We start from the raw sequence: 17,907 nt of genomic DNA, 5'->3' as shown, positions 1-17,907 counted from the left end.
TCTAGACATCGGTTAGGGGGGGGGGGAGGACGTTATCCCCAGGCCCGGATTCCGGCCGTCGACGGAGAAGAGATAGTGTTTGACATATAAAACAGCGTGCTATATCCTCGTCTTTCTCGCCTGGGTGCCGGATGGGGAAAAGGGGAAAGCGATGCTTCGAATTGCCGCCTCGATCGTCATGTCCATGCAACTGGTTGGACAGGCTGAGACGAAGCCTGCCGCGAGCCAACCAGAGGTTTCAACCGACCTGCTTGTCGTTGGGGGAACCGAGTCGGGATGGGCGGCGGCGATTCAAGCCGCCCGCATGGGTGTCCCCTCGATCACGCTCGTCAACGACATCGAGTGGCTCGGGGGCCAGTTCACCGCGGAGGCGCTCGTCGCGGTTGACGAGAATCGTTCGCTGTCGGAAACGAGCTCCGTCAAGATTCGACGAAACCCTCCGTTCCCTCGTTCGGGGCTCTTCAGGGAGCTGACCGATCGCATTGAGGCGTTCAACGAGCGGAAGTACGGCCACCCGCAACCTGGCAACACCGGCGTCCGCACCACCTGCCGGCCTTCCGAAGCCGAGGCGATCTTCCGCGAGATGATCCAGCCCTTCGTCGACTCAGGCCAGCTCACAATGATTAGTGGCTATTACCCCATCGCCGCCGAGGTGGACCAGCAAGGCCAGCGACTCGCCGCGGTTCGTTTCGGGCCGACGGCGACCTTTGGCGAAGGGGAGCCGATCACGGTAAGGGCGAAGATCACCATCGATGCCTCGGACTGGGGAGAGGCGATTCAGGCGGCGGGGGCCGAGATCGAGTTCGGCCCCGATCCCAAGAGCAGGTACGGCGAAGCGTTGGCTCCCAAGGATCCGAAGAACTATCCGCTGACCGATATGAACCCGATCACGTACTGCATGATCATCGAGGAATCGGAGGAGGCCACGCCGATCGCGCGTCCGGATCGCTACGACGAGCGCCGCTATCGTGCGGCTACCGGGGCGACGTGGCGGACACGCAAGGCGCTTGGTTGGACGCATCGCCCCATCGTGGGCCCCGTCTCGGCCGAGCGCATCTATGGGTCGCGGCGCATCGTCGATCGCCACGCGCTGGCGAAGAAGGCGAAAGCCGATTCGATCCTCCTTTGTTGGGCGGTTCAGGACTACCCACTCGACCAATTGCCGGGCGTGGTCGTGGAGCAACTCGAACGTGACGAACCGGGAGCCTCCAAGAAGAACATCGCGACGATGACGCGAAAGCAGCGCCAGTTAGTCTTCGAGGATGCGAAGCTCCATTCGCTCGGGTTGCTTTACTACCTGCAAACGACCGTCCACGATTGGATGCCGGACAAGTCGCGCAGCTTTCGTCGCTTCAACCTGAGCGATGAGTTCGGGACACCCGACAAGCTTCCCTTCAAGCCTTACATTCGTGAGTCGCTACGGTTGGTCGCCGACTACATGATGCGGCAACAGGACACGACCGGGATACCGAACAGCGAGGGCTTCGCGCGAGTGATGTACCACGACGGCATTTCCGCTTGGCAGTTCGAATACGACTTTCATCCGACCGGCCGAGCGTTCCTTCCTGGCGAAGGCCCCAGTGGCCCGTGGGAGTCGTACTTCAAGGAGGGACGACGCTGGGGACCGCCGTACGCGGGCCGTTCGCTCTTTCCGTTGCGGAGTCTCGTTCCGCGACACGTCGACGGCCTGCTCGGCGCTCAGAAGAACCTTGGCTACAGCAGCATCGTCAGTTCCGCGATCCGCTTGCACGATCAGTGCATCGCGATTGGTCAGGCCGCCGGTGCCGTGGCCGCGGTGAGCCTGGCCAACGATGTCCAGCCATGGGTCATCTCCGGCAACCCGACGCTGCTGGCCGAGGTGCGCGACGGCCTTTGCCGCGACTCGGGCAATGCCGTCCCGCTGACGCTTTGGCCCTACCGGGACTTGGAGCCAGCCGATCCGTCGTTCGCCGCTGTCAATCGGCTCGCGGTCCGACAGGTGTTTCCGTGGAAGTCGAAGCGGACCGCGTTTCGGCCCGAAGAGCCCGCGACCGAGGAGTGGCGACGCCAAGTGATGGCGCGATCGTTGGCGGGTAAGATCGCCGATCAAACGATCGAGCCGCCCCAGGAGACGTTGACTCGCGGCGAGTTCGCGCGACGCTGGTGGGGCGCGATCAAAGGGCTACCCGACAAGCCATTCGTGAGGAAGGGCACGGGTGACGCCGATGGAGATGGCATCGCCGATCACGACGACGCGGCGCCATTCGATCGGGACAACAACAATCTCATGGACCACCTCGAGACGACGAAGTCATCGGGACAGTAGGGACCATGCCGGACCGGCCGTGATTGGGAGAAGTTTGATGGATCAGAGACTAGACGGAGCGGTCGCGTTGGTGACCGGTGGTTCCAAGGGTTTTGGCGTCGGCATCGCGAAGGTACTCAAGGAGGCCGGCGCCGATGTTCGGATCACGGGGCGCGACGAAGCGACTCTCGCCGCGACCGCGGAGCGTATCGGCGTGCGGGGTATCGTCGCGGACGTGGCATCACCAGCGGACTGGGATCGCGTGATGGCCGATATCACCGACGAGTTCGGACGGCTCGACATCCTGGTGAACAATGCCGGCGCCGGCGTGCGGATCGCGCCACTTGACGAGCACGACGATGAGGAGATCGCCCAGTCAATCGCGGTCAACTTGACCGGTTCCCTTTTCGGTTGTCGGCGGGCGGCGGCGCTCATGAAGAAGCAACGCTCCGGTACCATCGTCAACGTGGCCAGCGTCTGCGCCAGCCAAGCATGGCCTGGATGGTCTGTCTACTCCGCGGCAAAGGCGGGGATGGTTCAGTTCGGCAAGTGCCTTCAGGGGGAACTCCGCGAGTCCGGAGTTCGCGTGACGAGTGTCATGCCCTCCTGGGGCGCGACCGAGTTCTTGCCCGCCGCCAGCATGGAGCCGATGACCAGCGAGACCCGCGAGAAATGCATCCAACCCGATGAACTGGGAAGGCTTGTCCTTTCGATCTGCACGCTACCAACTCACTTGGTGATCCAAGACGTCACCCTTTGGCCGATGGTCCAAGACGTCACGCCACTCTAGTGCTCTGATGGGCATGAGTTCCCGATGGCGACGAGGCGAAGAGGACGACCACGACGCGATGAACGCCGCGAAACGAAAGAACGAACCGGGTGATCTCCAGCGGTACCACGTGCCGAACCTCGAGCGGGCCCTACGGATCATGGAATTCCTCGCGGAACAAGCCGAAGGTTGCGGCCTCAGCCTGATCGCCGAGAAGCTGGAGTTCCCGAAAAATAGTGTCTTTCGCATCGTCTCGACGCTGCACGCCTATGGGTACGTCGAGCGTGACGAGGTTGGGAAGACTTATCGGCTGAGCCGGAAACTTCTCGATCTCGGGTATGCCGCGATCGACGAGAGCAACCTTGTCGAGAAATCGCTCGATGTGATGCGGCGCCTGCGGGACGAGACCGGCGAGACCGCGCTGATCGCGACCCTGACCCAGGGCCGGGGGATCGTTCTCGAGCAGGTGCCTGGGCTTCATCCCGTCAAAGTCGTCGTCGAGGTGGGGCATTCCTTTCCGCTCCACTGTGCCGCGCCCGCCAAGGCGATGGTGGCATTCCTTCCCGAGCCTGAGCGAAAGTCGCATCTCGACACCATGAGCTTTCCGCGATTCACGAAGCGGACCATCACCAGCAAGCAGGCGATGAGGGAAGAGCTGGAACAAGTCGTGTCGCTCGGGTACGCGGTCGACCATGCCGAAGAGCTCGAGGATCTTCACTGCGTCGCGGCGCCGGTTCTCAATCACCGAAACTATCCCGTGGCGTCGATCTGGGTCACGGGACCATCGTATCGACTGCGAGCGGCCGACTTCGCGAAGATCGGGCCGCTCGTGGCCGCGCGTGCGGGAGAGATCTCCGCGCGCTTGGGGCATCAATCGATCCGCTTGGCGTGAGGCTCGGGGGCGCGTCACGCCAGACGTCATTTCGCGGATCCGCACGCCCGCTCTTCGCGCAAGAGTGGCGCGCCGACGGAGCATTCTTCCTTTGACCGGTTGGGGTACCTCATGTCGTTTGGGAGCCAGTCACAATGGATGTACGTCTCGAAGCGTATGGTGAGAAGCGTTCCGCGGGCTTCACGCTCGTGGAACTCTTGGTGGTCATCGCGATCATTGGGGTGATGATCGCGTTGCTGTTGCCGGCGGTTCAGCAAGCACGCGAATCGGCGCGGCGCATTCAATGCCAAAGTCGTCTACGACAGCTTGGCATCGCGTTGCACAACTACCACGAGGCCCATGCGACCTTCCCGCCCGGTGCCGTCACCGCGAGCAGCGTTCCGCAATCGAACTGGTGTCGCTACCCCGGTCGTACCAATCCGAATCCGGGAAACGTCGGGGCGCCCTGGACCGTGCTCATTCTTCCCTATCTCGACGAGCAAGCCCGCTACGACCGCTTCAACTTCGAAGGAGAGTTTCATCGCCTCCTGGATGACACAGGCGCCGCCGATGAAGCCGGCAATCCAGAGAACATCCCGCCGACGCGGCGGTCGCTTTCGAAGTTCCAGTGCCCGTCGGATCCCAATACGGGCCCCGCCTCGTTGGCGTCCAGCTACAACGGTTGCCAAGGAGGTGGTCCGTCCCCGCACTGCTCCAACGGTGGCGGCCTCCGTGCCTTCTACATCAATGGCGTGCTCTACCCCGATTCACGAATCACGCTCGGGGCGATCCAGGACGGAACCGCGAACGTCTTCCTCTTGGGGGAGACCAAGTACAACCTCCAACCGGGCGGACGCGCCAGTAGCGATGGTCGATACTTCAGTTGGGCCTCGAGTATTCGCGTCGCGGGCGGGTCCTCCGCGCCGACCGGAATCACGGCGGCGGCACTTCCCATCAACGCCATCGAGGGCGACGGAAATCGTATCGACACGGCGTTTGCCAACAGCGGGGTACAGCACCGATCGTTCAGCAGCTTTCACGACGGGGGCTGTCACTTCGCGATGGGGGATGGCTCCGTCAGATTCCTCGGCGATCACGTCGACTTGGAAGTGTTTCAGCAGCTCGGACAACGTGCCGACGGCAAGCCGCTTGGTGGCGGGGGACTGTGATGACGTGGTACGTGGTTGTCTTCCACGGAGGGATCTTCTGATGAACCCACTTTTCGTGCTTGGACTACTCGGGATCGCCGCCTCCGGTGTGAACGCTTCCGTCCCGGACATGCGGCCGAACATCCTCCTCTTGATCTCCGACGATCAGAGTTGGCTTCACACCAGCGTGATGGGCGACAAGGTGGTGAAGACCCCGGCCTTCGACCAGCTCGCTCGCGAGGGTGTCCTCTTTCCCAACGCCTTCGCGTCGGCCCCTACTTGCACGGCGTCGCGAGGTGCTCTCCTCACCGGACAGGACTTGTGGCGACTCGGCCCCGGGGCGAACCAGCGTTCGACGCTACCGGCCGAGCATGAGACCTACCCCGATCTGTTGGCCGGTGCTGGCTATCACGTGGGATGTGGGGGTAAGGGCTGGGCCCCGGGCAACGTCAAGGCCGGAGGTCGCAAGGCCCCTCCCGCGGGAAAGCCGTACAAGAGTTTCGCCAGCTTCCTCAAGGCGAAGCCGCCGGGGGCTCCTTTTTGCTATTGGTTTGGAAGCAAGAATCCCCATCGTCCCTACGATCTCGATTCGGGTGTGCGGGCGGGCAAGGATCCGGCCGCCGTGGACGTTCCGCCGTCGCTGCCCGACTCGCTAGCCGTTCGGAAGGACCTTCTCGACTACTACCTTGAGATCGAACGTTTTGATCGCGAAGTGGCCGGGATCCTTGCGAAACTCGACCGGGCCGGATTTGCCGAGAACACGATCGTCGTCGTGACCAGCGACAACGGCATGCCCTTTCCTCGCGGCAAGGCCAATCTCTACGACCTTGGGGTCCGCATGCCGCTGGTGATCCGTTGGCCCGCCGAGATACCGCCGAATCGGGTCATCGAGGACTTCGTTTCGCTCGTCGACGTAGCGCCGACGTTTCTCGCGGCCGCCGGTCTCCAGCCACCTCGTGCGATGACGGGGCACAGTCTCTTGCCCGTGTTGCGATCGGACCGACAAGGCATTGTCGACTCGGCATGCGATCGAGCTTTCTTTGGACGCGAACGCCATGCGCTCTGGTACCCGTCCCGGGCAATTCGAACGAGGGACTATCTCTACATCCGCAACTATCGTCCCGAAACGACGCCTCGCGATTGCGATCCATCCCCGTCGTTGGGCGAGGTGCTCGCGCGTTGGAACGATCCGGTCGAACGCCGCTTCTACGATCAGGCCTTCGCCCGCCGTCCGGCAGAGGAACTGTACGACCTCCGCGCGGATCCCGATCAACTCGTCAATGTCGCCGCGGAGTCGAGCCATGCCACCGCCAGGAAGCGGCTTTCCAAGTCGTTGTCCGCCTACCAACGCGAGACGAACGATCCGTGGCTGGTGGGAGACGGCGCCTACTTCAAGACGGCTCCCACATTTCGTCCGAAGAGGCTGCGCGGTCGACTCAACGTGCCGGAACGCCCGACGGGGGAGTAATAGCGAGTCGTCGCGATCTGTTCGAGTACGGGGCCATCGCCCAGGCTAAGAAGACCCGTCGACGCCCTTCATGAACGTGGCGAGGGCCTCTTCGTAGCCCCGTTGATCGTTGCAGTCGCAGTGGGGAAAGTCGTCCGGGACCGCGAATCTGCGGACCTTGTCGGGATGCTCGTCAAGCACGTCACGCAGCCCCATGGGACGGCGCTCGATCTCGTTGAGCAATACCCGGCAAGCCGCGCCGATGACCACCGGATGACCACCGCGACCCTTGCGATCGGGAAGGTGGATACCGGATGGGTCTGCCGCGGCGATGGCCCGCAAGCGTCCATAGATGCTTGGAGGCCGTGGCTGATCGACCGCGGTGATGAGCACGCTGCCAACTGATGGACAGTCTTCCAACCCGATCCGAAGGGAGTGGGACTTCCCTTCCTCGGGTTGTGGATTGAGCACTCGACGGAAGTCGGTCAGCTCGCTTTCTGCCCAATTCCAGTTGTGGGGACCGAGGACCACACGCACCCGCCAGCCCGATTCCCGCAGCGCCCTAGCCATCCAAACAACGAGGGGACGACCTTCCAGCCAAGGGAGCCGGGCCTTGTCGCGACCCATGCGCGATGAGATACCGGCGGCCAAGATGATGGCATAACCATCTTCCGCATCGTTCATGAGTCGCGTCGTCGCGTCGCGATGATCTCGGCGAGGATGCTGATTGCGATCTCCTCAGGGGTTTCCGCGCCGATGGGGATGCCGACCGGCGCGTGGGTGATGCTCGATGGCCAAACCGGTAGGCCTCGCGCAGCGCAGAGGTCGCGGACGGTGTCGATCCGGTGTTCGCTGCCGAGGACGCCAAGATAGTCAAGCGAATCGAAGTGCGGAGCCAGGTCCGCAAGAGCGGTCACATCCTGCTTGAATCCGCGCGTTACCAGCGCGACGTAAGCTGGACCCTGCCAAGCGAGGAACTCCTCCAGCAGTGCGGGCCAGTCCATCGACAGCCTCGACGCGGCGGGAAAGGCGTTTGGGTCGAGCCACTCGGGGCGCTCATCTTGCACCAAACACTGAAGACCAACTTCTGTCGCGCGATGGGCGAGGACCCGGCCGATGTGGCCCGCCCCAACGATCAAGAGCGCTGGGTCTGGGTGAAGTCTTTCGGCCCAATCGTCAATCCCGGCCGACGATGAACTTGGAGACTCGACCCGAAGATGGGGCTTCTCCAGGGAGGTGTGAACGACGAGCCGCTGGCCCGACCGTAGCATCTGGGCGATGTGGGTGACGGTGTCCGTGTCGCTGGTGGAGAGTGGTGTCAGAAGTAGACGCATGGTGCCGCCGCAAATCCCGTCGCGTATCGCGCCCGGCTTTCCGCGCAGGTCGATCTCCAGAAGACGCGCGTGCTGCTCCCGCAAGACGACTTCGCACTGATCGAGACACTTGCCCTCCGCGGCCCCGCCGCCGATGCTGCCGATGAGCGTTCCGTCGGTCGCGACTGCCATCCGTGCTCCGGGATTGCGCGGGGTGGAGCCGTGGCACTCCACCAAGGTGACGAGGACCATCGGATGTCGGCCCAGAGCAGTGGAGATGGATTCCCAAAAATTCTTCATGGGCGGACGATCAACCTGGGGCCGCAACGTTTACTGGAAGATGGAGTCGTCATGACGCGTCGCCTGGAGACGTTTGGTTGCGCTCGATGTCGGTCAATCGCACTGGTACCCCATGCTAGGCGCCCTTGTTGACGAAATCCAGCAGGGCTGCACGGCTCGCCGAAAGGCTGCGTCCTGTTCCCGCTTGCGGTTGGATTCCGTACTCCCTACGATTCAATCAACTTCACGCATGACGAGTCCGGCTAACCATGGATCTTCACACCATCACGACTGTTCTTCGGCCGAGCGGTGCGGACGAAGTGCAAACTTGGGCCGACGGGCATGCCTGGCTCGCCGGTGGCACCTGGCTCTTCTCCGAGCCGCAAGTTCATACCGACACGCTGATCGACCTCGAGGGCTTTGGATGGGAACCGCTCAAGGTGAGCGACGCCGGTCTCGAGATCGCGGCGACGTGTCGCATTGTTCAGTTGGACAATTTCAAGGCCCCGCCTGATTGGGTGGCGGCTGGGTTGATCCCCAGGTGCTGTCGGTCGTTCTTGGCTTCCTACAAGATCTGGAACGAAGCCACCGTGGGCGGCAACTTGGTCATGTCGTTGCCCGCCGGCCCGATGATCTCGCTGACGTCGGCGCTCGAAGGCGTTTGCACACTCTGGTCGCGCGACGGGACCGAGCGCCGGTTGCCGGTGGCGGAGTTCGTGACCGGTGACAATCGCAATGCCTTGCGGCCAGGGGAGCTTGTGCGGTCGATCCATTTGCCACTAGCCGCGCTAAGGAAGCCTTTCGCGTTTCGGCGCTTCACGTTGACGAACCTGGGACGCTCCGAGGCGCTCCTGATCGGGACCCGCGATCCCGATGATGCTGCCATCTTGTTGACCGTGACCGCCGCGACGCTGCGGCCTTATCAGTTTCGTTTCCCGGCTGGAGTCAGCAACGCGGAGGTTCGCAATGCTCTGGACGGCGCGATCGCCGACGACAGGTACTTGGACGATACTCACGGTTCGCCGCGCCATCGTAAGCACCTCACCTACCTGTTCGCGGAGCAGATCCGCGCGGAACTTGGGGTCTAGCCGCTCATGAAACTACAGGTCAATGGCCAGTCGTTCGATCGGGAGCCCCAGCCCGGACAGTGCCTTCGCACCTACCTACGCGACCTGGGATGGCTCGCGGTACGGAAAGGATGCGACGCCGGCGACTGCGGCGCGTGTACGGTCTGGGTCGATGGTCGTCCCGTTCATAGCTGCCTGATGCCGGCCTTTCGCGCCCAGAGCCGGGAGGTCACGACGCTCGAAGGGCTCGGGGCCGATGGCCAGTTGCATCCGATGCAGGCGTCATTTCAGAAGGCACAGGCGTTTCAGTGTGGTTTTTGCACGTCGGGAATGATCATGACGTGCGCGAGTCTGAACGAGGAGGAGAAGAAGGATCTCCCCTTCCGGCTCAAGGGAAACCTATGCCGCTGCACCGGCTACCGCGCCATTGAGGACGCGGTTCGGGGGCATGTCGTGGTGGACGACGATGTCGCCGGCCGCACGTGTGGCGCGAATATCGGGACGTCGTTCGCCGAGGGACTCGTCCAGGGACGCGAACGCTACACGATGGACTGCGTCATCGACGACCTCCTCCATGTCAAGGTGGTCCGTTCGCCACATGCCCATGCCAGAGTGCTCGCGATTCGTCAGGATGCGGCCAACGCTCTACCGGGCGTACGGTTGATCCTGACTTGGGAGGACGTCCCGCGAAAGGCCTACACCACGGCGGCGCATGACGACTACCACTGCGACCCCGATGACACCTTCCTCTTGGACAACGTGGTCAGGTTCAAGGGGCAGCGCGTGGTCGCGGTCTATGCCGACACCGAGGCGATCGCGGAGGAGGCCTGTCGGCTGATCGAGATCGACTACGAGGTCTTGCCGGCGGTCTTCGATCCCGTGGAAGCGATGAAGCCGGGGGCACCGCGGCTCTTTCCCGAGGGGAGCGAAGCCCGAATCGATGATCCCGAGCGGAACATCTTCAAGCAGATCGAGAGCGAGGTTGGCGATGTCGCCCAGGGATTCGCCGAGGCGGACGAGATCTACGAGGGTGACTATTCCACCGATCGAATTCAGCACGTTCATCTCGAGACGCATGGGAGTGTTGCTTGGAGATCCGACGATGGGCGCCTCCACGTTCGGACCGACACGCAAACGCCCCACCTTATCCAGGAGAAGCTCGCCTACGTCTTCTCGGTCGACCCGCGATCGCTGCATGTCTTTTCGGAACGGGTAGGAGGTGGCTTCGGGGCCAAACAGGAGATGCTTACCGAGGATCTTTGCGTCCTGGGAGTCCTGAAAACCGGCCGGCCCACGAAGTGGGAGTGGACGCGAAGCGAGGAGTTCATTGCTGGACCGGGTCGACACCCCTACCAAATGCGGGTCAAGCTCGGAGCGCGGAAGGACGGGACGCTGACGGCGGTCGAACTTCGCGCGGTATCGAATACGGGAGCGTATCGCAACCACGCTGGGGAGGTGCTCTCCGCAGCCCTCGTCTCTCCCATCCTCAGCTACTGGTGTCCGAACAAGAAGGGGACGGGCTTCGCGGTTCACACCAACGCGATCCCGGCGGGAGCGTTCCGCGGCTTCGGGAGAACCCAAACGGCATTCGCGATCGAGTGCGCGATCGACGAGCTGGCCGAGAAGCTCGGCCTCGATCCTTTCACGATGCGGCGGATCAACATGATCCGTGAGGACAGCGCGGTTCGTGGTATCTTCCCGGGCGGCGACGAGTTCGACATCGGTAGCTACGGTCTGGATCAATGTGTCGACTTCGTCGAACAGGCCCTTCAAAGCGGCCGAGGGGAGCCCAAGCCCCAGGGTGATGAGTGGCTCGAAGGCAAGGGGGTGGCGATTCACGTTCAAGAAGGGGCCCCTCCGAAGGAGCACCGATCCCAAGCGAATCTCTCTCTCGCCGCGGACGGCACATTCCATTTGTCCAACGGCGTCGCGGAATTCGGCAATGGCACCATGAACACGCTGCGCCAGATCGCCGCACAGATCCTCGGCGTTCGCGCCGCGCGGGTCGAGACGGTCGTCGGCGATACCGACAGGACCCCCTTCGATGACGGCACGTTTGCCAGTGCGGGGTCGAGCGTTTGCAGCAAGTCGGTCGAGCTCGCGGCCAATGGCCTGAAAGGGCGTTTGCTGACCGCCGCGGCGAAGTTGCTTGATCGTCCCGTCGAGGAAGGGAAGCTCTTCGACGGCAACGCGGTCTTCGCGGACCAATCGATCAGCCTGTCGGAACTCTATCGGCGAACGCCGCAGGCCGACCTCAAGTTCGACGTGAAACGCAGGGCCTATTCGACGCCGACGACGTTGGGGTTCGTCGTTCAGGGCTTTCGGATCGCGATCAACAAGGAGACCTGCGCGATCCGAATGCTGCAGAGCGTTCAGGCCGTCGACGCCGGCACCATTTTGAATCCGATGCAGCTCTCCGGCCAGATCGAAGGCGGTATCGCCCAAGGGGTTGGGAGCACCCTCTTCGAGCGGGTGGTGATCGACGACGAGGGCGACGTCCAGAACGCGACGCTGCGGAACTACCGGATCCCGGCCTTCGCGGATGTTCCACGCACCGAGATCTTCTACGCGAACACCTATGACAAGGTGGGGCCGCTGGGCGCGAAGCCGATGGGCGAATCGTCGATCGTGCCGGTCAGCGCTGCGATTGGCAATGCCATCAAGGATGCCATCGGGATCAGGTTGACGAGCCTCCCCTTCAGCGCGGATCGAGTCTACGAGGCTCTTTACGGCGACGATGCCGAAGGCGCCGAATCGACTTCCTGAAGCGTGACGCGGCTACATGTCCGTTTCCGCGTTCTGATCGCTTTTGTCGTCGGATATTGCCGAACTGTAACCGTTCACACCCTGTGAGTTGGTCTTTTCACGAAAGGGAAGTCGTGAGAGAATTCGTTCATGACAGGGAAGTCGAAGATACCTCCTGAACTCGCGGCCCAGATGACGCCGGAGGTGCGTGCCTTCGTCGAGTCGTTGCTGCTGCGAATCGCGGAATTGGAAGAGGCACTTGGCCCTCCCAAGAACCCGCGGAACTCGTCGCTGCCTCCCGGCAGTTAGCATCCTCATGCCAAGACACCGCGCAAGGCGCCGTGATCGAAGCGGAAGCGTGGTGGCCAACCAGGTCATAAGAAACACGAACGTTCTTTGGTTCCCACTGAGGAATGCCAGGAAGTCGTGACGCTGCTGCCGAAGACCTGCCGGCGTTGCGACACGCCGTTGACGGGAGAGGACGCCGATCCGTTGCGGCATCAAGTGTGGGAACTCCACGAGATCAAGCCGATGATCACGGAGTACCGTCGTCATCGACTCGCTTGTCCTTGGGGCCGACGAAACGCCGACCAAACAAGCGGGTCAGAAGGCTTGGTTGTGGACCATCGTGGCCAGCACCTTCACCCTCTTCACGATGCGTGGCTCGCGGGCGGCTACCGTGCTAACCGAACTGCTTGGCGAGACCTTCTCGGGCGTCGTGATGTGTGACCGAGCCAAGATGTACTGGCAGCTTGGCCGCCTGCAGTGGTGTTGGGCTCATCTCAAGCGTGACTTCCAAGCCTTGATCGACAGCAGCGACCACCAAGTCAAACGCCTGGGGCATGATCTGATGCGACCGACGAAAAGACTCTTTCGCGAATGGGCACGCTGCCGAGACGGAACCATCACACGCCGAACACTCAAACGTCGTCTGACTCCCGTTCGTCGCGAGATCGAGCACTTGCTGCTGCGCGGTCTCTTTAGCGGAAACCCGAAACTGATCGGCATGTGTCGTGAACTCTACGACCATCGCCAATGGCTCTGGACCTTTCTCGACCAAGATGGCGTCGACCCGACCAATAACCTCAGCGAACGTTCGCTACGTCACGCCGTGATCTGGAGGAAGCTCTCGTTCGGCACTCAGAGCGCCGCCGGCAGTCGCTTCGTCGAAACCACACTGACCGTTATCGAGACCTGCCGACAACAATCCCGCGACCTCTTCACCTACCTCACCGACGCCGTCGACGCTCATTTCCGATCGCAACCAAGCCCGTCCCTCATCACCAAACCGTGAACGGTTACCGGACAAGAGAGAAGGGAGCTGAGAAACGCGCAGGCGCCCCTCCTCACACGATGAGAGCACTCAGCGAATCGGCTTCGCGAAACTCGAGCAAATGGACGTCAACCTGATTCGAGAAGAACCGCGCGAAACGGAATGCCTCTCTCCCGACTCGCTCTTGCGAGCGACCCTCTCGCCGGGAGAGAGAGCATTCGTCGGAACACCGTTCCTATGCCATCACATCGTCGATCAGGGCGACACTGAGCGACGCGACCGGCGCTCCGTTGATCACGAAATTCGTCGGCCCGGCGGTGACGTTGCCCGGTGTCGCTTGGAAGCCGAACGTGACCGTCTGCCCGGCGCCGATGGTGCCGTTGTAGCCGGCGTTGCGAATGACGTAGTGGTCGCCGACGTGGCTGACAATCTCGGCGTTCCAGATGTTGACGAAGTCGCCCGCGAAGTCGAACTCGAGCACCCAATCGTCGACCGGCGTCGTCAACCCGTTGCTGATCGCGATGTTGCCGACAAAGCCACTTCCCCAGTCACTCGCGACATTGAAGTCGACCGTCACGGGAGCGACCGACGCGTCGTCGTCGAGGATCGTCACCAGGCCGCTCGCGTCCCCGAGATCGGCTCCCACCGCTTGGGACAGGACGATGTCGAACGCTTCGTCGCTTTCGAACAGATCGTCCCCGACAACGGCAATGGCGATCGTCTTGGTCCGCTCCCCAGGGGCGAAGGTGAGCGTTCCACTTGTCGCTTCGTAGTCCTCTCCCGCGATCGCGGTGCCATCGGCGGTGGCGAAGTCAACGGTGACCGTCTCCTCCGCGGCGCGGTCGAGTTGGACGGTGACGGTGGCAGTCGTCCCGTCATCCCCTTCGGTCACCTCGACGTCCGCGACACTCAGCGTGGGTTCCATCGGCGTCACCGAACCGTCGAGGTTCTGCCCAAGAGGATCACCCAATTCGACCATGCTCTGGAAGTACTCGATGACGGTCGGATGCGAGACCTCGAGGGCCGGCCACTGCGGGTAGTCGAAGGTGTCGTTCATGAAGGGTTGGGTCTGGTCGTGACTGAGCACCGTCAGGTGGTTGACGTCGTGGGCGGTCGCCACCCCTTCGATCGAAAGTCGGCCATGAGCCCGGCCGTGCATCCAGCCGGCGTAGTGGGGCTCCATCTTGAGGGTGCTGATGAAGACATCGACGACGCCGTAGGTCTCGAGGTAGTCGGCGAAACCGACGTGGCCGTACTGGCGGACCATCGCCATCACGTCGGCCGGGTCGCCGAGACGGGCGGTGCGCTGAACGTCGGCGGAGATCTGCGGATCGAACGCGTCGTCGCGAATCCAGCCGATCTTCGCCCCCTGCATCGAATACCAAAGACCGACCCCGAGAATGTCGTTGTTATAGGGCTCGGTGTTGTTGGTGAGCTGGTTGGCGAATGCCCACTGCCCAACTTCCTCAAGCCCGACCGCCTCCATGCCGAAGAAGCCACGCAGCGCGTTGTACGCGAAGAGGGCCTCGGTCGTGATCGGGGTTCGCCCCCCCATGAGCTGATCGTGCCCGGTGTGATCGCTCGAGTGGAACATCCCCCAGGTCATCAGGTCGATGTAGTCGCCGGTCGGCACCGGGGGCGGAATGGACCCCTCGATCGGCTCGCCGGTCACGTCGTCGTCGAGGATCGTCCCGATGCCCTGACCATCGACGATGGTGGCCCCGGCGGCATCGCTCAGATTGACTTGGAACGACTCGATGTTCTCATCGACGAGGTCGCCCAAGACATCGATCGAGATCGTCTGTGTCGTCTCGCCGGGAGCGAAGGTCAACGTGCCATCGGCGCCGCTGTAGTCACTCCCCGCGAGTGCCGTATCATCGCCGGTCATGTAGTCGACGGTCACCGACTCGGCGGTGGCTTCCGAGAGCGTCACGGTAAAGGTGGCGCTGACGTTGCCCGAGTCTCCCTCGGTGATCGTGACATCGTCGATCGAAACATCGGGAACGACCGGGGGAGGCGGCGGCGAGACGGGCTCATCGTCGTCGAGGATCGTCCCGACCGCTTGCCCGTCGACGAGGTTCGCCCCGCTGACGTCACTGAGATTGACGAGGAAGGTCTCGTCGCTCTCGTCGATCACATCACCGAGGACGTCGATCGCGATCGTCTTGACGGTCTCGCCCGGAGCGAAGGTCAACGTCCCGCTGGCCCCCGCGTAGTCACTGCCCGCCGTGGCGGAACCGTTGGCGGTCATGTAGTTGAGCGTGACCGTCTCGGTCGTCGCCTCGGAAAGGGCCACGGTGAAGGTGGCGGCGGAGCTTCCGGCATCACCCTCGCCGGTCGTGACATCGCCGATCGAGAGATCGGGGACGACCGGGGGCGGCGGCGGAGAGACCGAACCGTCGTCATCGACGATGGTGCCGGTCGCCTCGGCATCGACGATCTGGGCATTGGTCGCCCCGGTCAACCGCAAGAACAGGTTCTCGTCTTCCTCGGCGAGCTCATCGCCTAGGATCGCGACCGACACGGTCTTCTCGGTCTCCCCCGGCTGGAACGTCAGCGAACCACTGGTCGCGTTGTAGTCGGACCCGGCGATTGCCGTTCCATTCGCGGTCGTGAAGTCGACGGTGACGGGAACCGCGTGAGCCTCGGAGAGGGAGATCGTGAAGTTCATCTGGCTGGCCGGAGCCGAGTCGCCACCGCCATCGGGAAACTCGAACTGGACGGGTTGGAGCTTCTCGAGGATGTCGGTGCGAACGGTCGTCCAGTCGTCGTTGAGGATGCCCCCGGTATCACTGGAGTTGGGGTTCCACGACCAGAAGGTCCAACTGATGCCGAGATCACCGTTGGCCAAGTCATGAGATCCGTCGCCATCGAGGTCGCCGGAGATGTACTGGATCATCGTGTCGATCCAGGGCTCGTCGAGCGGGTTCTCGAGACGGCTGCCGAACTCGCCGAGCATGATGGGAGCGATGTCCTGGCGGAAGAGATAGCCCCAGTGATCGTCCCAAATCTCGGGCAGGTTGTTGGGGAAATCCGGATCGCTGAACCAGTCTTGATTGAAGACCGAGGCGGGATAGGCGTGCGGTGAATACACGAGCCGGCCGGGGACATCGAGCTCGACCGGAGCCTCGCCGGCTTCGGAGAGATTGCCGCCCCACCAGTAGCTGCCTTCGTCAGTGTTCTGAATGCCTTCGACGAAGATGAGCCAGTCGGAGTTGGCCCCCAGGATGGCGTTGCCGGCTTTCTCGGCGGCCAAACGCCAGTCGGTGGCCGGATTCCCGTCGCCCCACGTGGCGCCGGCATGCGGCTCGTTGCGAATGTCAGCCCCGATAACCGTCGGGTTCCCCGCGTAGCGCTCCGCGAGCATGGTCCAGTCGTCGATCCAGCGCTGTTCGGAGTAGCTCGACGTGTACCAGAGCCCATTGCCCTCGGGGCCGCCCCCGACGCTGGAACGATGATTGTCGAGAATGATCCGTAGCCCGATCTCGTCGGCGTAGTCGACGATCTTGTCCATGATCTCCAGGCCGCTGAGGCCTTCGAGATCGGGGTTCGCGAAGAAGTTGATGCCGTTGGGCGTGCTCCCGGCATCGAAGAGCTGGTTCGAGAAGGGGAGACGGATCGTGTTGAAGCCAAGGTCCCGCATCTGATCCATCATCGACTGGTAGCTTCGCGACGTCCAAAGACCGTGCGGCGCGAAGGTGTTGGTCTCGAGCCCGAACCAGTTCACGCCCGCGATGCGAACGTTGTTACCCGCCGAGTCGACGATCTGATTGCCCTCGGTGTGGAAGAAGCCGGGAGCGATCGCGGTGGCAACGTCGCCTTCCACCGCCGAGACGTCGGCCACGGAGACCGTGACGTTGTCGGGCGCCGCGTCGTCGTTCTGAATCGTGACCGTCGCCTCGCCGTCACCAAGCACCGCGCCGACGGGGTTCGACAGGCGAACGAGGAAGGTCTCCTCGATCTCGTAGTTCCCGTCCGCGACCAACGGAATCGCGACGGTCGCCTCGGTCTGTCCCGCCGCGAACTGCACCAACGCGCTCGTCGCCTGGTAGTCCGATCCGGCGACCGCGGTCCCGTCGACGGTGGAGAGGCTCACCGACACAGTCTCGGCGGCCGCTTCGGACAACTGGACGGTGATGACCGCTTCGGAGCTAGCGCCCGTTCCCTCGGCGAGAGCGACATCCGCCACACTCAGCGCGGGCAAGGGATCGCCACCGATGGGCGCGCCGTTGAGGAGCACGTTGGCCGGTTCACTCGAGACGTTTCCGGGAGAGCCCTGAAACCCGAACCCGACGGTCTGCCCCGGAGCGATGGCCTGATTCCACGAGGCGGCCTCGATCGTGAACTGGTCGCCCACGCGAGAGGCGATCTCCGCGCTCCAAATGTTCCCGATGTCGTGGGGAAAGTCGAAGACGAGTTGCCAGCCCTCAATGGTGGTCGTTCCGTTGTTCGTGAGCGAGAGATCGGCGACGAAGCCGCTGCCCCAGTCGTCGCGAACGTTGAAGTCAAGCTCGATCGCCGCTGTGTCCGAGGCGAGAATGGAGACGTTGGCGACGCCGACATCCTCTCCGATCGCGGCCAGGGGCATGTCCGCGGAAAGGACGAAGCGATCCTCAAGGGACTCGAACATTCGAGACGGACGCGAAGCAACGAGCGAGCGACATGAGCGACGAAAGCCATTGGCCATGGCGAAGGTCTCCTGAAGATGACC

Annotated in this window: 12 protein-coding genes; 9 read left to right on the top strand and 3 right to left on the bottom strand. The window is 62.8% G+C overall.

Features of this window, described 5'->3' with window-relative positions:
* Nucleotides 1–79 precede the first annotated feature (79 nt).
* From Pan216_RS00490 to Pan216_RS00470, 5 genes are all read left to right on the top strand, one after another.
* Nucleotides 80–2,305 (top strand): FAD-dependent oxidoreductase, encoded by a 2,226-nt coding sequence (locus Pan216_RS00490; RefSeq protein WP_145253340.1) that lies wholly within the window; start codon nucleotides 80–82, stop codon nucleotides 2,303–2,305.
* Between the two features lie 37 nt (nucleotides 2,306–2,342).
* A complete protein-coding gene (locus Pan216_RS00485; RefSeq protein ID WP_419193104.1) occupies nucleotides 2,343–3,074 on the top strand; it encodes an SDR family oxidoreductase in 732 nt (243 codons plus the stop codon).
* Nucleotides 3,075–3,132: 58 nt separating this feature from the next.
* Nucleotides 3,133–3,945 carry an IclR family transcriptional regulator gene (locus Pan216_RS00480; RefSeq protein WP_419193103.1) on the top strand — a complete coding sequence of 271 codons (813 nt, stop codon included), beginning with the start codon at nucleotides 3,133–3,135 and terminating at the stop codon, nucleotides 3,943–3,945.
* Nucleotides 3,946–4,079: 134 nt separating this feature from the next.
* Complete coding sequence (locus tag Pan216_RS00475; protein WP_145253337.1) at nucleotides 4,080–5,093, top strand: DUF1559 domain-containing protein; 1,014 nt, start codon at nucleotides 4,080–4,082, stop codon at nucleotides 5,091–5,093.
* A gap of 40 nt (nucleotides 5,094–5,133) precedes the next feature.
* On the top strand, nucleotides 5,134–6,540 hold the full coding sequence (locus Pan216_RS00470; protein ID WP_419193102.1) for a sulfatase family protein: 1,407 nt from the start codon (nucleotides 5,134–5,136) through the stop codon (nucleotides 6,538–6,540).
* Nucleotides 6,541–6,585: 45 nt separating this feature from the next.
* Here the strand turns inward: Pan216_RS00470 and Pan216_RS00465 are convergent, their stop codons facing one another.
* On the bottom strand, nucleotides 6,586–7,203 hold the full coding sequence (locus tag Pan216_RS00465) for a nucleotidyltransferase family protein (protein ID WP_145253334.1): 618 nt from the start codon (nucleotides 7,201–7,203) through the stop codon (nucleotides 6,586–6,588).
* Complete coding sequence (locus Pan216_RS00460) at nucleotides 7,200–8,084, bottom strand: XdhC family protein (protein ID WP_419193101.1); 885 nt, start codon at nucleotides 8,082–8,084, stop codon at nucleotides 7,200–7,202. Before Pan216_RS00460 ends, Pan216_RS00465 begins: the two co-directional genes overlap by 4 nt.
* A gap of 296 nt (nucleotides 8,085–8,380) precedes the next feature.
* On the opposite strand from Pan216_RS00460, the gene Pan216_RS00455 reads away from it, so the two are divergent.
* The 4 genes from Pan216_RS00455 (at nucleotide 8,381) to tnpC (ending at nucleotide 13,217) form a co-directional block, all read left to right on the top strand.
* Nucleotides 8,381–9,199 (top strand): FAD binding domain-containing protein, encoded by an 819-nt coding sequence (locus Pan216_RS00455; protein ID WP_145253330.1) that lies wholly within the window; start codon nucleotides 8,381–8,383, stop codon nucleotides 9,197–9,199.
* 6 nt (nucleotides 9,200–9,205) lie between these two features.
* Entirely contained in the window at nucleotides 9,206–11,944 is a 2,739-nt protein-coding gene (locus Pan216_RS00450) for a molybdopterin-dependent oxidoreductase (protein WP_145253328.1), read from the top strand.
* 129 nt (nucleotides 11,945–12,073) lie between these two features.
* Nucleotides 12,074–12,232 carry a hypothetical protein gene (locus tag Pan216_RS27920; RefSeq protein ID WP_419193100.1) on the top strand — a complete coding sequence of 53 codons (159 nt, stop codon included), beginning with the start codon at nucleotides 12,074–12,076 and terminating at the stop codon, nucleotides 12,230–12,232.
* A 244-nt stretch (nucleotides 12,233–12,476) separates the two neighbouring features.
* Nucleotides 12,477–13,217 carry an IS66 family transposase gene (gene tnpC / locus Pan216_RS00440; RefSeq protein ID WP_145253326.1) on the top strand — a complete coding sequence of 247 codons (741 nt, stop codon included), beginning with the start codon at nucleotides 12,477–12,479 and terminating at the stop codon, nucleotides 13,215–13,217.
* Between the two features lie 214 nt (nucleotides 13,218–13,431).
* Here tnpC and Pan216_RS00435 read toward each other — a convergent pair whose 3' ends face one another.
* Nucleotides 13,432–17,826 carry a Calx-beta domain-containing protein gene (locus tag Pan216_RS00435; protein WP_419193099.1) on the bottom strand — a complete coding sequence of 1,465 codons (4,395 nt, stop codon included), beginning with the start codon at nucleotides 17,824–17,826 and terminating at the stop codon, nucleotides 13,432–13,434.
* Between the last annotated feature and the right edge of the window lie 81 nt (nucleotides 17,827–17,907).

The sequence above is a fragment of the Kolteria novifilia genome (assembly GCA_007748055.1).
Lineage (GTDB): Bacteria > Planctomycetota > Planctomycetia > Kolteriales > Kolteriaceae > Kolteria > Kolteria novifilia.
The sequence above is the reverse complement of the archived record's forward strand: the minus strand, read 5'-3'. Positions and strand labels throughout refer to the sequence as shown.